The sequence below is a fragment of the Rhizobium altiplani genome, assembly GCF_001542405.1.
In the GTDB taxonomy this organism is placed as follows: Bacteria; Pseudomonadota; Alphaproteobacteria; order Rhizobiales; family Rhizobiaceae; genus Rhizobium; species Rhizobium altiplani.
In genome coordinates this window covers 378,991-395,615 of record NZ_LNCD01000123.1, presented here as the reverse complement: position 1 = coordinate 395,615, position 16,625 = coordinate 378,991, and the positions used below count along the sequence as shown (strand labels likewise).

Annotated in this window: 17 protein-coding genes; 2 read left to right on the top strand and 15 right to left on the bottom strand. The window is 60.8% G+C overall.

All coding sequences use genetic code 11. The features are described from left to right. Positions 1-38: 38 nt before the first annotated feature. The 12 genes from AS026_RS30235 to AS026_RS30180 form a co-directional block, all read right to left on the bottom strand. Positions 39-809 carry an SDR family NAD(P)-dependent oxidoreductase gene (locus AS026_RS30235; protein ID WP_062374206.1) on the bottom strand — a complete coding sequence of 257 codons (771 nt, stop codon included), beginning with the start codon at positions 807-809 and terminating at the stop codon, positions 39-41. Between the two features lie 71 nt (positions 810-880). Then, positions 881-1,345 (bottom strand): redox-sensitive transcriptional activator SoxR, encoded by a 465-nt coding sequence (soxR, locus tag AS026_RS30230; RefSeq protein ID WP_025658207.1) that lies wholly within the window; start codon positions 1,343-1,345, stop codon positions 881-883. Positions 1,346-1,482: 137 nt separating this feature from the next. Continuing rightward, positions 1,483-1,890, bottom strand: a complete 408-nt coding sequence (locus AS026_RS30225; RefSeq protein ID WP_018855730.1) for a F0F1 ATP synthase subunit epsilon — start codon at positions 1,888-1,890, stop codon at positions 1,483-1,485. Continuing rightward, positions 1,890-2,126: a hypothetical protein gene (locus AS026_RS30220; RefSeq protein ID WP_018855731.1), complete on the bottom strand. Its 237-nt coding sequence runs from the start codon at positions 2,124-2,126 to the stop codon at positions 1,890-1,892. Before AS026_RS30220 ends, AS026_RS30225 begins: the two co-directional genes overlap by 1 nt. Then, a complete protein-coding gene (atpD, locus tag AS026_RS30215) occupies positions 2,126-3,571 on the bottom strand; it encodes a F0F1 ATP synthase subunit beta (RefSeq protein WP_018855732.1) in 1,446 nt (481 codons plus the stop codon). The genes AS026_RS30220 and atpD overlap by 1 nt, the downstream gene beginning before the upstream one ends. A 24-nt stretch (positions 3,572-3,595) precedes the next feature. Next, positions 3,596-4,480 carry a F0F1 ATP synthase subunit gamma gene (locus AS026_RS30210; protein ID WP_018855733.1) on the bottom strand — a complete coding sequence of 295 codons (885 nt, stop codon included), beginning with the start codon at positions 4,478-4,480 and terminating at the stop codon, positions 3,596-3,598. Between the two features lie 24 nt (positions 4,481-4,504). Further along, positions 4,505-6,034 carry a F0F1 ATP synthase subunit alpha gene (atpA, locus tag AS026_RS30205; RefSeq protein WP_007796947.1) on the bottom strand — a complete coding sequence of 510 codons (1,530 nt, stop codon included), beginning with the start codon at positions 6,032-6,034 and terminating at the stop codon, positions 4,505-4,507. After that, on the bottom strand, positions 6,034-6,594 hold the full coding sequence (locus tag AS026_RS30200; RefSeq protein ID WP_018855734.1) for a F0F1 ATP synthase subunit delta: 561 nt from the start codon (positions 6,592-6,594) through the stop codon (positions 6,034-6,036). Before AS026_RS30200 ends, atpA begins: the two co-directional genes overlap by 1 nt. 258 nt (positions 6,595-6,852) lie before the next feature. Beyond that, positions 6,853-7,242, bottom strand: coding sequence for an AGROH133_08824 family phage infection protein (locus AS026_RS30195; protein WP_025658205.1), 390 nt, complete (start codon positions 7,240-7,242; stop codon positions 6,853-6,855). A gap of 77 nt (positions 7,243-7,319) precedes the next feature. After that, the gene (locus AS026_RS30190; RefSeq protein ID WP_025658204.1) at positions 7,320-9,536 is read right to left on the bottom strand and encodes a primosomal protein N'; all 2,217 of its coding nucleotides are present in this window, start codon (positions 9,534-9,536) and stop codon (positions 7,320-7,322) included. Between the two features lie 60 nt (positions 9,537-9,596). Continuing rightward, complete coding sequence (locus AS026_RS30185) at positions 9,597-10,733, bottom strand: AAA family ATPase (protein WP_062374203.1); 1,137 nt, start codon at positions 10,731-10,733, stop codon at positions 9,597-9,599. Between the two features lie 21 nt (positions 10,734-10,754). Next, positions 10,755-11,702 (bottom strand): GNAT family N-acetyltransferase, encoded by a 948-nt coding sequence (locus AS026_RS30180; RefSeq protein WP_025658202.1) that lies wholly within the window; start codon positions 11,700-11,702, stop codon positions 10,755-10,757. A gap of 141 nt (positions 11,703-11,843) precedes the next feature. Between AS026_RS30180 and AS026_RS30175 the strand changes: the two genes are divergently transcribed. Together AS026_RS30175 and AS026_RS30170 are read left to right on the top strand one after the other, a co-directional pair. Beyond that, complete coding sequence (locus tag AS026_RS30175; RefSeq protein WP_018855739.1) at positions 11,844-12,779, top strand: tyrosine recombinase XerC; 936 nt, start codon at positions 11,844-11,846, stop codon at positions 12,777-12,779. Positions 12,780-12,859: 80 nt separating this feature from the next. Further along, the gene (locus AS026_RS30170) at positions 12,860-13,939 is read left to right on the top strand and encodes a TraB/GumN family protein (RefSeq protein WP_062374200.1); all 1,080 of its coding nucleotides are present in this window, start codon (positions 12,860-12,862) and stop codon (positions 13,937-13,939) included. Here AS026_RS30170 and AS026_RS30165 read toward each other — a convergent pair. The 3 genes from AS026_RS30165 to AS026_RS30155 all read right to left on the bottom strand — a co-directional run bounded on the left by AS026_RS30165 (position 13,936) and on the right by AS026_RS30155 (position 16,607). Continuing rightward, positions 13,936-14,439: a cytochrome b gene (locus AS026_RS30165; RefSeq protein ID WP_025658200.1), complete on the bottom strand. Its 504-nt coding sequence runs from the start codon at positions 14,437-14,439 to the stop codon at positions 13,936-13,938. The genes AS026_RS30170 and AS026_RS30165 overlap by 4 nt on opposite strands. 96 nt (positions 14,440-14,535) lie before the next feature. Next, complete coding sequence (gene lpdA, locus AS026_RS30160) at positions 14,536-15,942, bottom strand: dihydrolipoyl dehydrogenase (RefSeq protein WP_062374198.1); 1,407 nt, start codon at positions 15,940-15,942, stop codon at positions 14,536-14,538. A gap of 26 nt (positions 15,943-15,968) precedes the next feature. Next, positions 15,969-16,607 carry a LysE family translocator gene (locus AS026_RS30155; protein WP_062374195.1) on the bottom strand — a complete coding sequence of 213 codons (639 nt, stop codon included), beginning with the start codon at positions 16,605-16,607 and terminating at the stop codon, positions 15,969-15,971. Between the last annotated feature and the right edge of the window lie 18 nt (positions 16,608-16,625).

The following is a 16,625-nucleotide window of genomic DNA, read 5'->3' as shown; positions in this document are numbered from 1 at the left end:
GAGCGACGCTGGGAGAACACCTCAAGAAGGGTCCCTCGTCAGCAGATAAGCTGGCCACCATTGATCTCCAGCACCTGCCCGGTGATGTAACCGGATAGAGAAGGCGCCGAAAGGAAGAGATAGGCGGGCGCGCAATCTTCCGAGGTCCCCAATCGCTGCAAGGGAATGGTCTTGCGGGTCTGCTCCAGCTTTTCCGGCGACGAGTACCGTTGGTGAAAGTCGGTCTCGATCGTTCCCGGCGACACGCAGTTGACGCGAATTTTGTCGGGTGCGAGTTCCCTTGCCAGCGCCTTCGAATAGGTAGCGACGAAGGCTTTCGACGCCGAATAGATCGCCGAACCGGGGCTTCCCCCCGTCAGCGCGGAAATCGAGACCGTGTTGACGATCGACGCTTCCTGCGATGCGCGGAGCGCCGGCAGGAGCCCACGCGTCACCTCGACAACCGACGTCTGGTTCAAACGCACGATCGCTTCATACTGTTCGTCGGTCAGCACACCGGCCGGAAAGCGACCGACCATGGTGCCGGCGTTGTTGACCAGCACGTGGATCCGGTCGAACGTTGCGAGGGCTTTTTCGGCAAACGCGCTGGTGCCGCCCTGTGTCGAAAAATCGGCGGTAACGAGAAAAGCTCGCCGGTCTTCCTCCGCCGTCAGCAGGAAATCCGGCAAATCGCGTGCGGCGCTGCGCCCGAGGTGCACCAATACCCTCGCTCCGCAGTTGAGAAACTGCCGCGCCACCTCCAGGCCGATGCCGCGACCGCCACCGGTGACAACCACGTTGCGGTTTTCGAACAGCTTGGGGTGAAACATCCAGTCCTCCACGACGTGAGCGAGCTGTTTGCAGCTCTTGCATTGTTCTGATGCCGCGCGGGGAGCGCTGCCTACTCGTCGGTTTCCAGCAGGCGCGGACCCGGCCCATCTCTTGCTAGCCGATCATAGGGATTGCGCAGCGGGCAGCTTTCAACCGAGAGGCAACCACAGCCAATGCAATCCGTCAACCTGTCGCGCAAGGCAACGAGGCGATGGATGCGGGCATCGAGATCGTCCTTCCAGAGGGCCGACAGGCGCTGCCAATCCGTAGCAGTCGGCGTGCGGCCCTGCGGCAGCGTATCGAAAGCGGCCTGGATCTCCGCCAACGGAATGCCCACGCGCTGCGCCACCTTGATAATGCCGAGACGGCGGAGCACGTCGCGACCGAACCGGCGTTGATTGCCACGAGAGCGGATACTCGAGATGAGGCCCTTTGCTTCGTAGAAGTGGAGTGCAGAGACGGCAAGGCCGCTGCGCTCGGCAACTTCGCCGACGGACAGCAGCTTCCTGAATGGATTGCTGGAGCCTTCTTCCACAGTCTCAGCCTCAAGTTTACTTGAGGTACTATAGCCGAGTGCTTCGCGATCGGAAGCCTACATCGTGGCGAGGACAGACGGCAGAAAACAAAAAAGCGGCCCGAAAGCCGCTTCAAAACGCCGGACGTTGGCGTAGATCAATCCTGGTCGATCACACCCTGCAGGTGCGTCAGTTCCATGATGTAGTGTTCCAGGCGCGACTTGTGCTCATGATGCACGGCGTCTTCGATCTCGCGCTTCGCCGCTTCGATGCGAAGCGTCAGCTCGTCCTTGGAGAGATCCTGAACGATGACCGCGGATTCAGCCAGCAGCGTGCAGCCGGTCGGCAGAATATCGGCGAAACCGCCGAAAACCACGTAGTCCTGCTTCGAGCCATTGGCGAAACGAACGCTGACGATGCCGGGCTTGATGGTCGTCATCGTCGGGGCGTGGTTCGCCATAACCGTCATCTCGCCGTCGGTTGCCGGAATGACAACTTCGGTCACCATCTCCGAAAGGAGCAGGCGCTCGGGAGACACGAGTTCAAAATTGAAATTGTCAGCCATCAGTGACTTACCTTCTCGGCGGCTTCTGTATCTTGCAAGTTCGTCCCGCAGAACGGGCAATGTGCTATCGCCTGATCGAGATATCCAAGACCTTCCTCGGTCTGGATCAGTCCCACCACCATCATCATCTTGCCGTCGTTCGATCTGTAGATCGTCGGTGCGGCCGGGGCAGGAAGCTCTGCTGCGACTTCCCGAAGGGCGTCGCAGCAGAAGATCTCGTTAAGAGCGTCGCTCATCAGGCAGCTGCGGACAGCTTCTTGGCCTTCTCGATGGCTTCGTCGATCGAGCCAACCATGTAGAAGGCAGCTTCCGGCAGGTGGTCGTATTCGCCGTTGACGAGGCCCTTGAAGCCCTTGATCGTGTCTTCGAGGGCGACCAGCTTGCCCGGCGAACCGGTGAAGACTTCGGCAACGAAGAACGGCTGCGACAGGAAGCGCTCGATCTTACGGGCGCGGGCAACGGCCAGCTTGTCCTCTTCGGACAGTTCGTCCATGCCCAGGATGGCGATGATGTCCTGCAGGGCCTTGTAGCGCTGCAGCGTCGACTGAACCTTACGAGCCACTTCGTAGTGCTCTTCGCCGACAACGATCGGGTCGAGCATACGCGACGTGGAGTCGAGCGGGTCGACGGCCGGGTAGATACCCTTTTCAGCGATCGAGCGAGACAGAACGGTCGTTGCATCCAGGTGAGCGAACGAGGTTGCCGGAGCAGGGTCGGTCAAGTCGTCGGCAGGAACGTAAATGGCCTGAACCGAGGTGATCGAGCCGGTCGTCGTGGTCGTGATGCGCTCCTGCATCTGGCCCATGTCCGTTGCGAGCGTCGGCTGGTAGCCAACGGCCGAAGGAATGCGGCCGAGCAGAGCCGACACTTCGGAACCTGCCTGCGTGAAGCGGAAGATGTTGTCGACGAAGAACAGAACGTCCTGGCCCTGGTCGCGGAAGTTTTCAGCAACCGTCAGACCGGTCAGAGCAACGCGAGCGCGTGCGCCCGGCGGTTCGTTCATCTGGCCGTAAACGAGCGCGGCCTTGGAGCCTTCGCCACCGCCGTGCTTGTTAACGCCGGATTCGATCATTTCGTGGTAGAGGTCGTTACCTTCGCGGGTACGCTCACCCACGCCGGCGAATACCGAGTAACCACCGTGCGCCTTGGCGACGTTGTTGATCAGTTCCATGATGAGAACGGTCTTGCCGACGCCTGCACCGCCGAAGAGGCCGATCTTGCCGCCCTTTGCGTACGGAGCGAGAAGGTCGACGACCTTGATGCCGGTGACGAGGATCTGTGCTTCCGTGGACTGATCGACGTAAGCCGGAGCGTCCTGGTGGATAGCGCGCTTGGAAGCGGTGACCAGCGGGCCTGCTTCGTCGACCGGCTCGCCGATGACGTTCATGATACGGCCGAGCGTTTCCGGACCAACCGGAACGGCAATCGGAGCACCGGTGTCAGAAACCGCCTGACCGCGAACCAGACCTTCGGTCGAGTCCATGGCGATCGTGCGAACTTCGTTCTCGCCGAGGTGCTGCGCTACTTCGAGAACCAGGCGGTTACCGCCGTTGCTCGTTTCAAGCGCGTTCAAAATCGCCGGCAGTTCGCCTTCGAAAGCAACGTCCACGACGGCGCCGATAACCTGCGTGACCTTGCCGGCAGAGCCTGCCGCAGTCTTGGGGGTAGCTGCCTTAGCCATCTTCTTACCCTCTTTTCCCTAACCTCAGAGCGCTTCCGCGCCCGAAATGATTTCAATGAGTTCCTTGGTGATCTGAGCCTGACGCTGACGGTTGTAGTTGAGCGTCAGCTTGTTGATCATTTCACCAGCGTTGCGCGTTGCATTGTCCATCGCGCTCATCTTGGCGCCCATTTCACCGGCGACGTTCTCAAGGAGCGCGCGGAAGATCTGGACGGAAATGTTGCGCGGGATCAGATCCTCGAGGATCGATGCCGGATCCGGCTCATACTCGTAAACTGCGCCGGCGTGCTCCGCATCCTCTGCAACAGCCGTGGGGGCCGATGCGGGAATGAGCTGCTGTGCCGTCGGAACCTGCGAGATGACCGACTTGAATTCGGAATAGAACAACGTGCAGACGTCGAACTCGTCGGCTTCGAACATGTCGATGATGCGCTTGCCGATCTGGTCGGCATTCTCAAAACCAACCTTCTTCACATCGCGCAATTCCTTGCGCTCGACGATGAGCGAAGCGAATTCGCGGCGTAGAACGTCGTAGCCCTTCTTGCCGACGGTAAAGATCTTGACGGTCTTGCCTTCAGCGAGAAGCCTGCGAGCGTGATCGCGCGCAAAACGCGAGATCTGCGAGTTGAAGCCGCCGCACAAGCCGCGTTCGGCAGTGCAGACGACCAGCAAGTGAACCTGGTCCTTGCCGTTGCCGGTCATCAGCGCCGGCGCACCGTCGGCCTCCGTCATCGCACCAGCAATGTTTGCCAGAACGGCACCCATGCGCTGCGAGTACGGACGGGCGGCCTCGGCCGCCTCCTGGGCACGCCGAAGCTTCGCCGCGGCGACCATTTTCATCGCCTTGGTGATCTTCTGCGTCGCCTTGACGGAGGCGATCCGGTTTTTCAGATCCTTAAGTGAAGGCATCCGTTATCCGTCCTTTGGGTCCGATTAGGCGAAGGACTTCGCGAAGCTATCGATGGCAGCCGTGAGCTTGCCCTTCGTATCGTCGCTGATTGCCTTGTCCGTACGGATCGTGTCGAGGATAGCCGAGCCTTCCGAGCGAAGGTACGACAGCAGGCCCTGTTCGAACTTGCCGACCTGTGCGACCGGGATCTTGTCGAGGTAGCCGTTGACGCCAGCGAAGATCACCGCGACCTGCTCTTCCGTCTTCAGCGGCGAGAACTGCGGCTGCTTCAGGAGTTCGGTCAGGCGTGCACCGCGGTTCAGCAGGCGCTGCGTCGAGGCGTCGAGGTCGGAGCCGAACTGAGCGAAAGCGGCCATTTCGCGATACTGGGCGAGTTCGCCCTTGATCGAGCCGGCAACCTGCTTCATCGCCTTGACCTGCGCGGCGGAGCCGACGCGCGAAACCGACAGACCGACGTTAACGGCCGGACGGATACCCTGATAGAACAGGTCGGTTTCGAGGAAGATCTGGCCGTCGGTGATCGAGATCACGTTGGTCGGAATGAACGCCGAAACGTCGTTGCCCTGGGTTTCGATGACAGGCAGAGCCGTCAGAGAGCCAGCGCCCTTTTCGTCGGAGAGCTTTGCAGCGCGCTCGAGGAGACGCGAATGCAGATAGAAAACGTCGCCCGGGTAAGCTTCGCGGCCCGGCGGGCGGCGCAGCAGCAGCGACATCTGGCGGTAAGCAACAGCCTGCTTGGACAGGTCGTCGTAACCGATCAGCGCGTGCTGACCGTTGTCACGGAAGTATTCGCCCATCGTGCAACCAGCGAACGGCGCCAGGTACTGCATCGGAGCCGGATCGGAAGCGGTCGCGGCAACGACGATCGAGTACTTCATTGCGCCGCGTTCTTCGAGAACCTTGACGAACTGGGCAACGGTCGAACGCTTCTGGCCGATAGCGACGTAGACGCAGAACAGCTTCTCGCTGTCCGGGCCGTTGTCGTGGATGGCCTTCTGGTTCAGGATCGTGTCGAGAATGATCGCGGTCTTGCCAGTCTGACGGTCGCCAATGACGAGCTCGCGCTGGCCACGACCGACCGGGATGAGCGCGTCGATGGCCTTGAGGCCGGTCGACATCGGTTCATGAACCGACTTGCGCGGAATGATGCCCGGAGCCTTGACGTCGACGCGCGCACGGCGGGTCGAGTTGATCGGGCCCTTGCCGTCGATCGGGTTGCCGAGAGCGTCGACAACGCGACCGAGCAGTTCCGGACCAACCGGAACGTCAACGATGGCGCCGGTCCGCTTGACGGTGTCGCCTTCCTTGATGTCGCGGTCCGAACCGAAAATAACAACACCGACGTTGTCCGATTCCAGGTTCAGCGCCATGCCACGGATGCCGCCGGGGAACTCGACCATTTCGCCTGCCTGAACATTGTCCAGACCGTAAACGCGAGCGATACCGTCACCGACGGAGAGAACCTGACCGACTTCCGAGACTTCTGCCTCTTTGCCGAAGTTTTTGATCTGGTCTTTGAGAATTGCGGAAATTTCCGCCGCGCGGATATCCATCAGCCGACCTCTTTCAATGCAAGCTTAAGGGTAGAGAGTTTCGTACGAAGAGACGTATCAATCTGACGGGACCCGACCTTCACGATCAGACCACCAAGAATTGACGGATCGATCGTGACAGCAATCGCCACGTCTTTGCCGGTGACGCCCTTGAGCGCCGCCTTCAATTCAGTTTCCTGCGCCGCAGTCAGCGCATGGGCCGAGGTAACCTCGGCAGTAATTTCTCCGCGATGGTTTGCAGCGATGATGCGGAAGGCCCTGATCATGCCCGGGAGAGCAAAGAGGCGGCGGTTACGCGCCACGACCTTCAGAAAGTTCGCGAAGAAGCCGCTGATACCAGCCTTCTCGCTGATGGCGACAATCGCCTTGAGCTGATCGTCGGCCGAAAAAACAGGGCTCGAAACAAAACGCTTCAGGTCGCCGCTCTCGTCGAGCATCGCCTGGAACCGGTCGAGGTCCTTGGTGACGCTTTCGACTGCGCCCTGCTCAAGCGCCAACTCGAACAGCGACGAGGCATAGCGCTCTGCAACACCAGAAGTAAGCTGGGATGTGTCTGCCACTGGCCCAAATTTCCCTGATTTCAACTCAAAATCCGGTCCCCGGCGGGCGCCTGACCTAGGATCTTGAATTCGTTATGATTTCCCCCAGAAATCGCAAGAGAGCCTCTTGCTTCTTCCGAAATTCGGGGTCCGTCTAACATAGGATGTTCGGACTCGCAACACGCGTAACGCCCGAATACGGCTTTCCCATCGATTTCTAACGCAAAAATGCTCAAAGCCCGGCAGCGAAGTGCTCAGCGCGAGAAATATCAGCTCAACTCAAGCGGAAAAGAAACCAAAAACATAGGCGAGCGGAAGCGCAGCCAGAACGATTTGCACAACCAGAAGTAAATAGTTGAGAATCGTGCTCCCCTTATCTGAAAGGAGCGAAATGATGCGCGCAAATGCGGCCATGGCGAAGGAGGCGCCAAGCGCCATGTAGATCCAGTTCTGCGCCAACATGATGGCCGAGAGACCGAAGCCGAGATAGAAACCGCCGACCGATCGTTGCTCGGCGTAGCCGTCACGGCGACCCTCGCGCGGCATGAGGCCGAACAACCGCATCGCATAGCCTGGCGCGAACATGATGACAAAGCCCGCCAGCGCCGCGAACGCGGCGGCTGCGAAAGCGAGCTGTTCCCCAAGCTCCGTTGGAAAGTAAAAATCCATCATCGACCCCGAATCCCTTGTTTCGCCGTCCTTATGCCATGATTGGCTTGCCCGGCAAAAGCCCGTTCGGGAGCGATCTACAGGAAGCTTTGGGGATCCACGTCGAGCTGCACATGCACCGATCCGCGCTCCTTCGGCGCCTGCGCAAGCATGGCCCTGAGAAATGCCTGCATGTCCGAGTTCCTCCGTCCATGCACGAGAAGCCGGAAGCGATAGCGGCCGCGCACCAGCGCAAGCGGCGCTTCCGCAGGCCCGAGCACCGAGATGCCGGAGACATGAGGCGCGGCGTTTCGGATGCCGCGGGCATGGTTTTCCGCATCATGGCGCGTTTCCGCCGAAACGATGATCGACGCCAGCCGTCCGAACGGCGGCAGGATGGCGCGCTCCCGCTCGGCGATCTCGCGTTCGTAGAAGGCGCTTGCATCGCCCGACACGATCGCCTGCATGACGGGATGCTGAGGCTGGTAGGTCTGCAACAGGCCGTGGCTTTTCAGGCCGGTGCGACCGGCGCGGCCCGTCACCTGCGACAGCAGCTGAAAGGTACGCTCGGCGGCACGCGGGTCGCCATTGGCGAGGCCGAGATCGGCATCGACGATGCCGACCAGCGTCATCAGCGGGAAATTGTGACCCTTGGCGACAAGCTGCGTGCCGATGACGATATCGGCCTCGCCCTTGGCAATGGCCTCGAGCTCAAGGCGCAACCGTTTGACGCCGCCCATCATGTCGGACGAGAGCACGATGGTTCGCGCCTCGGGGAAATGGCGTTCCACCTCCTCGGCGATGCGTTCGACCCCCGGTCCGCAAGCAACGAGGTGATCAAGCGTTCCGCATTCGGGACAAGCCTCGGGGGTGTGCTCGGCATGGCCGCACTGATGGCATTGCAGCTGCCTCTTGAACCGGTGCTCGACGAGCCAGCTGGAGCATTGCGGGCACTGGAAGCGATGTCCACAGACGCGGCAGAGCGTCAGCGGCGCATAGCCCCGCCGGTTCAGGAAGAGCAGCGCCTGCTGTTGCTTTTCGACGGTCTTGCCGATCGCGCGGATCAGGACCGGCGACAGGAAACCGCCGCGCTCGGGGGCATGGCGGCGCATGTCGATCAAGTGCAGATCCGGCAATGCTGCGTCGCCGAATCGGGTCGGCATGTGAATGGTGCTGTAACGACCGCTCTGCCCATTGACCTGGCTTTCGACCGAGGGGGTGGCGGAGACGAGAACCACCGGGAAATCACCAATGCGCGCACGCACGACCGCCATGTCGCGCGCATTGTAATAGACACGGTCCTCCTGCTTGTAGGCCGGATCGTGCTCTTCATCGACGATGATAAGGCCTAGATCCTCGAACGGCAGGAACAGAGCCGAACGCGCGCCGGCAACGACGCGAACCTCGCCGGTGACCGCCTGACGCCAGACCTTCTCGCGGGTGCGTGGCGCCAGATCAGAATGCCATTCGGCGGGCTTGGCGCCGAAGCGGTCCTGAAAGCGCTCGAGAAAGCTTGCCGTCAGCGCGATCTCCGGCAGGAGAATCAGAACCTGCTTGCCGCGTCTCAGCGTTTCCGCAATCGCCTCGAAATAGACTTCCGTCTTTCCCGAACCGGTGACGCCGTCGATCAGCGAGACGGCGAACTCACCCTTTCGAACTTCGACGAGAATCTCGTCGGCCGCCTCCCTTTGCGGGCCTTCCAGCCGCGCGCCCACGAATTCGGGATCGGGTTTGGCGACCACCGGCGGTGGCGGCAGGAAGACGGTTTCGAAAATACCCTGGCTTACCAGACCGTCGACGACGCTCGTCGAGACGCCCGCGGCATGGGCAAGTCCACTTCGCGTCCAGGACAGACCGTCGCCGGCAATGTCGAGCACCCGGGCGCGGGCTGGCGTCATCCGCTCCGGCTGTCCGCCAACGAAGCGCAGGCCCTCCACCATCGGTTCCGGTTCAAAGGCATTCGGCGCACGCAGCGCCATCCGCGCCACGAGCCCTGGCGGCGACAGCGTGTAGCTCGCCACCCAGTCGATGAAATCGCGCATCTCCTTGGTGAGTGGCGGGCAATCGAAAACATGGCTGATCGGCCTCAGCTTCTTCGGATCGACATTGTCTTCGCCGCCGTCCCAGACGACGCCGATCACCTGCCTCGGACCGAGTGGCACCTGCACGACCGATCCCGGCTCAACGGCCATCCCCTCGGGCACCGCGTAGGAATAGGGCTTTGGCGCCGGCATGGGTACGAGGACCGGAACCGTACGGTTTGCCGGCGGCGTCTCAAACAACGCTCCAAAGAGATCGGACGAATCTGTGCTCATCGGGCGAGACCATGCCCGGATCGGCGCGAAAAGAAAACCTGCAAGACTGGTGCCACCGGTTTACTCGTCGTCATCGATAACGCCCGTAAGCCGCATGCCCTCGATCCATGTTGCGCCGTCCCGCCGCACCACGTGGCGGGCACGGGCGCCGCATTTCTCGCGCACGGCGGCCGCCAGCGCTTCCGAATGCGTAACGATCCAGATCTGACTGCTGCGGGCCGCCTCCGCGATTATGTCCGCCAGAGGCAACAACATATCGGGATGCAGGCTTGCTTCCGGTTCGTTGAGCGCAATCAGCGGCGGCAGCCGATAGGACATCAGCGCCGCGGCCAGGCCGAGGAACCGTATCTGCCCGTCCGACAGTTCGCGCGGCTGGAACACGCGGTTCGGAAATTCGGGAAAGGAAAGGCCGAACGACGCCGTCTCCTCGGGCAGCGGCACCGCGAGTCGCGCACCGCCGAGGGCAGCGGCGACGGCACGATCGAGATCGACCGTATCCTCCCGCGTATGCACCAGCGTTGCGAAGACCGCTGCAATGTTGCTGCCGTCCTCATCGAGCAGTGGCGCCGTGACCGCAAGGCAGGGTGCGCGCAGCGGTGAGAAACGATCCGTCCGGAAGCCGTGGAAGAAGCGCCAGCCGTCGATCGCACGGCGGAATGTCCCAATCTCGGGATAGTGCCCAGCGTCGCCAAGCAGTGCGATCGCGGTTTCCGAGGTCAGCGCCTGCTCGGGATAATCCTGCATCCGCCCATTCGGCCCGCGAACGGAAATCGCCGGGCCGGCACGCTTCATCATCGTGACAGGTCGGGTTCCGGTCTCGATCGAAAGCTCTTCGGTCTTGATTTGCGGTTCAAAGGGAAATCCCGCCGCAGCCGCCGGCGGTCGTAGACCGGCCTCGACCCGATACCGGAAGGTGATCGCCCTTTCCTCGTCCAGAAGCTCCGCCTCGAGGCGAATCCGGAACGGCCCGTCGACATCCCGGCGCGGGCCGGACCACAACGCCGAGAACATCCCGCCCTCGGCGGCGATCTCATGCGCCAGACGTCCGCGCGTTGCCGCCTGGATGAGCTGGAGAGCCCGGTAGAGATTGGATTTTCCGACCCCGTTTTCGCCGATGAAAAGGTTGATTCCCGAAAGATCCATGCGGATCGATCGCAGGGACCGGTAGTTCTGGGCGAACATCGAGCGGAGCAGCATGCCTCGCTTTAGCCTATCCGATTAGGGAATTGAATGGGCACCGACTAGTTCCGGTTCCGCAGGCGGAACCAACGGCAGGAATTGCGTGTCACCATCCGCGGCGAGCGCATGTACAGTGTGGTCTTCCAATGCCTTGGTGACTTCGTTGATGTCGCCGTCGAGATGCTCCACCGGGATCAGATTGCCGACCACGAAATCGAATCGGTCGCCGCGCTTATTCAGAAGCTCGTGAAAGACCGTCATGTCCCTGAGCTCGGTCGACCATTTCGCGAACCAGTAGAATAGTCCGGAGTTCCGCGCCGTCATGTGTACCGGCAGGATCGGCAGATTGTATTTCCGCGCAAGGCCGACGGCGGAGGTTTTCCAGGGACGTTCGTTCAGCCGGCCGTTCGCCCAATAAGCGATGCGCCCAGACGGAAAAAGAACCGTCGCCTTGCCTTCTTTGACGGCACGGTTGGTGATCTGCAATGTCTCACGGGTCTTCAGCTTGCTCTTGTATTCCTCGCGCCATTCCACCGGAATGATGACCTCGGCAAAACGTGGATTGACGCGTATGGCATCGCGGTTGGCAAACACCATGATGTCCGGCCGCTTGGTTTTCAGGAGGTCGAACACGGCAACGCCATCGGCGATCCCGGTCGGATGGTTGCTGACGAGCATGAAGCCGCCGCTATCCGGAATGCGTTCGCCGTGCCGAATATTGATCTCGAGCTTCAGCAGGTTGCTCATGTACTCGAAGCACTGGAGCCCCGGCATATTCGCAACGTCATTGGCGAAGCTGATCGCCCTGTTGTAGCGCAGCAGTGTGTGGAGGAACGGCCGCATGACGGGCCAGAGCGGATGTTTCACGATCTTCTGCCCACGCTCGGCGATCAAGGTATCGACGATGTGGCCCGGCTTGCCATGGGAGACGAGCGCGATCGTCTCCGCGAACTGTCCAATTGCGGTCGTTGGATGGCGCCGTGACATTCAAGATCCTGCGTCGTTGGGAAACCGGTCACGTGGAATGATATGATAGAAGCATGACAAGCACTTGGCCGGCATTAGGAATTCCATAACTATCGCTCCTTCAGAATTGGCGGCAGGATTGGCAAATTCAAGGCCGGATACGTGAACGAACTCCTGATCATCGCCGACCCCGGCCTGATGGCCGAGCGCTCGGCATGGCTCGATAGCCTGGCTCGCGAGCGACGTCTGTCGGAGCACACGCTCGATGCTTACGAGCGTGATACGCGTCAGTTCCTGACGTTTCTGACCGGTCACCTCGGCGGCCCCGCAACGCTGAAAGATATCCAGGCGTTAAGGCCCGCGGACTTCCGTGCTTTTCTGGCGGCGCGACGCAAAGAGGGCTCCGGCGCTCGTTCGCTCGGTCGCAGTCTCGCCGGGCTGCGTTCCCTCCTGCGTTACCTCGAAAAGAAGGGACTGGTGAATGCCGCTGGCGTCAGCGCCGTCCGCTCGCCGAAGCAGCCGAAATCACTGCCGAAACCCTTATCCGACCGGCAGGCCATCACTGTCGTCAGCGACGAGGCTCAGTTGCACGAAGAGCCTTGGATTGCCGCACGCGATGCCGCCGTTTTCACGCTGCTCTACGGCTGCGGTCTGCGCATCTCCGAAGCGCTCGATCTGACGCCTGGCAACTTCAACCGCGGCGCGGCCACGCTGCGCATAACCGGCAAGGGCAACAAGACCCGCCTTGTGCCGATGCTCACCGTCGTCTTCGACGCCGTCGAGAAATACCGGTCTTTGTGCCCCTATCATCTCGAAGGCGAAGAACCCCTCTTTCGCGGCGCGCGCGGCGGCAAACTGCAAGCTGCGATCATTCAGCGCACCATGCAAAAGATGCGCAGCGCCTTCGGCCTTCCGGAAACAGCGACACCGCATGCGCTGCGCCATTCGTTTGCCACCCACCTGTTGGCAGGTGGCGGCGATTTGAGAACCATCCAGGAATTGCTCGGCCACGCCAGCCTTTCCACCACCCAGGTCTATACAGGTGTGGATTCCTCACGGTTGCTTGAAGTTTACGACCGTGCCCATCCCCGGGCGTAATCTTTTGTTAACGGCTTCTCTTAAGGGAATATCCGCATGCTGGGCGTAGGCTTAGCGATCATAGTGACCGGAACACCATCATGACGATCTCCATCGGCCACCGCAGCCTGCACATCGCATCGCCGAGCAATCTCCTGCTCTGGCTGATTGCCGCCTTTCACATGATGCTTGCGGCAACCCTGATCGCTGTGCTGTTCTCGGTGTCCCCCGCCGCAGCGGCCGACGAGGATGCCTGTACCGGCCACAATATCCTGACCGATCTCAAGCAGAGCGATGCCGCCCGCTACGCCGAAGTGGTGAAGGAGGCCGATGCCGTGCCGAACGGCAAGGGCATTTTCTGGAAGATCGAGAAGGCGGGGATAGCCCCGTCCTGGCTGCTCGGCAGCATGCATGTGACCGATCCGCGCGTGCTGACACTCCCACCACGCACGCAGGCAGCCCATGACGCTGCCGACACGATCGTCATTGAATCCGACGAGATCCTCGACGAGAAGAAGGCTTCCGCCGCTCTGCTGATGAAGCCTGAACTGATGATGTTTACGGACGGGACGACGATTGAAAAGCTTCTGTCTCACGACGACTACGTTCGTCTGGAGGAAGGCCTGAAGCAGCGCGGCATCCCACTTGCCGCGGTCTCGCGCATGCGCCCCTGGATGATATCAAGCGTTGTTGCCCTGCCCAGCTGCGAAATGGCCCGCAAGGCGAAGGGCGTACAGTTCCTCGATCAGAAGATTGCCGCAGATGCCGTTGCTGGGGGCAAGCAGGTCAAGGGCCTGGAAACGCTTGCCGAGCAGCTGCAGGCAATGGCCGAGCTGCCGACCGAATTCCACATGAAGTCGCTGATCGAGACGCTGGCCTTGGGTTCCAAGATGAACGACGTGGTGGAAACCATGACCGATCTCTACCTCTCCGGCGATATCGGCATGACCATTCCGATGCTGAAGACAGTCTCGCCCGACGGCGAGGATGAGGACGGCGACTATGCCGCCTTCGAACAGCGCATCATTCTCGACCGCAACAAGGTGATGGCCGAGCGAGCAGCCCCGATCCTTGCCAATGGCAACGTCTTCATGGCCGTCGGCGCGCTCCATCTTCCCGGCGAAGGCGGCGTCATCGAACTGCTGCGCAAGCAGGGCTTCACGGTGACGGCCGTCAACTAGCTCCCAACGGTCATGCGCCTGAGAACATTGGTCTTCCAGTAGAACTGGTGGGCCAGCGCGCCGGCAACATGCGCCGCGATCAAAGCCCAGAGGATTGCCTTGAGGATACCGCCATGAAGCTCGCCGGAAAAATCTATTCCTAGATAGTAAGCCATCATGCCGGTCAGCGGCAGGAGGAAGATGAGCAGATACAGCGCTGCATGCGCGACCTTGGCGCCAATCCGGAATATCTTCGGCTCCGCCGCCGGTTCAGCGGGCGCGCCCTGAATAAGGCGCAGGCAAACGCGAAGGATTGCCAGAACGAGAATGCCGATGCCGACATAGGCATGCACATTGGCAGACGCGATCTGATCTGCCGAGGGGATGCCACCATGACGAACCGTCCGGTTCCAAGCGTTCATACCATCCGGAAAGAGCAGGTTGAAAAAGATCATGAGCGCCATGACCCAATGCAGCAATCGCTGTGGGAGGCTATATGCATCACGAGAATCAGTAGGCATGTATCTATCCTCAAAACGGCAATTAGAACCGTTCTAAGGTAAATGGGCCGTCTGCTGTGAAGCAAGCGGCCCATCCCATATTGCGAAAATTTAATATTACATATGGATCGGCTTGAAGAAGGCGGCGAGAGCCGCTTCCTTGACCGCTTCCGACATGGTCGGGTGCGCGTGGCAGGTGCGGCCGAGATCTTCCGCGGAACCACCAAACTCCATCAGAACGGCGATCTCGTGGATCATCTCGCCGGCGCCGAAGCCGACAATATGGCCGCCGAGGACGCGGTCCGTTTCCTTGTCGGAGAGGATCTTCACGAAACCGTCGGTCGCCAGCATCGCGCGGGCTCGGCCGTTCGCGGTGAAGGGGAACTTGCCGACCTTGTAGGCGATGCCTGCCGCTTTCAGCTCTTCCTCGGTCTTGCCAACGGAGGCGACTTCCGGCTGCGTGTAGACGACGCTCGGGATGACGTCATAATTCACATGGCCATGTTGACCGGCGAGGATTTCGGCGAGCGCCACGCCTTCGTCTTCAGCCTTGTGAGCCAGCATCGGACCCTTCACCACGTCGCCGATCGCGTAGATACCAGGCACGTTGGTACGGAAGTGTCCGTCGATCTCGACGCGGCCACGATTGTCGAGCTTAACGCCTGCTTCTTCCAGACCGAGGCCGGCTGTGTATGGCGTGCGGCCAGTCGCGATCAGAACGACTTCGGCGTCGAGCGTCTGTGCATCGCCACCCTTGACCGGCTCGAAGGTAACCTTGGCACCCTTGCCGCCTTTCTCAACGCCCGTCACCTTGGAGCTCAGGTTGATGGTGACACCCTGCTTGGCGAGCATGCGCTGGAACTGTTTGGAGACTTCGCCATCCATGCCGCCGAGAATCGTGTCGAGATATTCGACGACGGTGACCTTGGCGCCGAGGCGCGACCAGACGGAACCGAGCTCGAGACCGATGACGCCACCACCGACGACGATCATCGTTTCCGGCACCTTCTCAAGCGCGATCGCGCCCGTTGAGGAAATGATCACCTTCTCGTCGAGATCGACCTTCACGCCCGGAATGCCTGCCACGTCGGAGCCGGTCGCGATGACAATGTTCTTGCCTTCGATTTCCTGGACCTTGCCGTCTTCGGCAGTCACGGAAACCTTGCCAGCCGATACGATCTTGCCGGTCCCCTGGAATGCATCGATCTTGTTCTTCTTGAAGAGGAAGGCAACGCCATCGACGTTGGCCTTTACCGTCGCATCCTTGTGCGCCAGCATCTTTCCGAGGTTCAGCTTCGGAGCAGCGACCTCGATGCCGAGCGCGTCCATGCCGTGGCCAGCCTGATGGAACATTTCGGAGGCATGCAGCAGCGCCTTGGACGGGATGCAGCCGACGTTCAGGCACGTGCCGCCGAACGTTGCGCGCTTTTCAACGACAGCGACCTTGAGGCCGAGCTGGGCTGCCTTGATGGCAGCGACATAGCCGCCAGGGCCGGTTCCGATAACGATCACATCGTAGGACATTGTTTCTTTTCCTTTTCGTTATTTGCTTAATCAGCCGCGCGGGCGAGCGCGAGGCGGAAACCGAAGCCGACCAGAGCGGCGCCGGTGATGCGGTTGAACCATCTGCCGCTTGCGATGAAGCGGTCGCGAATGGGCTTTACGGTGAAGAACGTGGAGACGCCGGCGAACCAGGCGACGAGCGCGGCGGCCATTCCGATGCCGTAGCTGAACTGGATCAGTGCCGGGGTATCGTGATGCACCAGCGTCGAGAACAGCGACAGGAAAAACAGGACCGGCTTCGGATTGAGTGCGTTGGTGATGAAGCCCATGCCGAGGCACTTGAGCGCCGAGATCGGCCTGCGGTCTTCCTCCGTCACCTCGATCTCATTCACCTTGAAGCCCGGCTCGCGGAAGGACTTGATGCCGAGATAGACGAGATAGGCGACGCCGGCCCACTTGATCATGGCAAACAGCATCAGCGATTTGGAGACGATCAGGCCAAGGCCGAGGATCGTGTAGCTGATGTGAAAGAGCAGCGAGAAGCCCATGCCGAGGCCGGTCATCATGGCAGCACGGCGCCCGTGCACGATGCTCTGGCGCAGGATGACCGCAAAGTCGGCGCCCGGTACGACGATGAAGATCGAAAAGACGGCCATGAGGCCGAGAAATTCGAAGAAGTATTGCATGGCGATATGGTCTCCGTG

Coding starts and splice junctions, on each gene's coding strand:
- AS026_RS30185 (WP_062374203.1), bottom strand. CDS start 10,733: ATGCTGCTCCGCTCGATGTTCGCCCAGAACTACCGGTCCCTGCGATCG.
- AS026_RS30235 (WP_062374206.1), bottom strand. CDS start 809: ATGTTTCACCCCAAGCTGTTCGAAAACCGCAACGTGGTTGTCACCGGT.
- AS026_RS30195 (WP_025658205.1), bottom strand. CDS start 7,242: ATGGATTTTTACTTTCCAACGGAGCTTGGGGAACAGCTCGCTTTCGCA.
- atpA (WP_007796947.1), bottom strand. CDS start 6,034: ATGGATATCCGCGCGGCGGAAATTTCCGCAATTCTCAAAGACCAGATC.
- AS026_RS30190 (WP_025658204.1), bottom strand. CDS start 9,536: ATGAGCACAGATTCGTCCGATCTCTTTGGAGCGTTGTTTGAGACGCCG.
- AS026_RS30225 (WP_018855730.1), bottom strand. CDS start 1,890: ATGGCTGACAATTTCAATTTTGAACTCGTGTCTCCCGAGCGCCTGCTC.
- AS026_RS30210 (WP_018855733.1), bottom strand. CDS start 4,480: ATGCCTTCACTTAAGGATCTGAAAAACCGGATCGCCTCCGTCAAGGCG.
- lpdA (WP_062374198.1), bottom strand. CDS start 15,942: ATGTCCTACGATGTGATCGTTATCGGAACCGGCCCTGGCGGCTATGTC.
- AS026_RS30155 (WP_062374195.1), bottom strand. CDS start 16,607: ATGCAATACTTCTTCGAATTTCTCGGCCTCATGGCCGTCTTTTCGATC.
- AS026_RS30170 (WP_062374200.1), top strand. CDS start 12,860: ATGACGATCTCCATCGGCCACCGCAGCCTGCACATCGCATCGCCGAGC.
- atpD (WP_018855732.1), bottom strand. CDS start 3,571: ATGGCTAAGGCAGCTACCCCCAAGACTGCGGCAGGCTCTGCCGGCAAG.
- AS026_RS30180 (WP_025658202.1), bottom strand. CDS start 11,702: ATGTCACGGCGCCATCCAACGACCGCAATTGGACAGTTCGCGGAGACG.
- AS026_RS30165 (WP_025658200.1), bottom strand. CDS start 14,439: ATGCCTACTGATTCTCGTGATGCATATAGCCTCCCACAGCGATTGCTG.
- AS026_RS30220 (WP_018855731.1), bottom strand. CDS start 2,126: ATGAGCGACGCTCTTAACGAGATCTTCTGCTGCGACGCCCTTCGGGAA.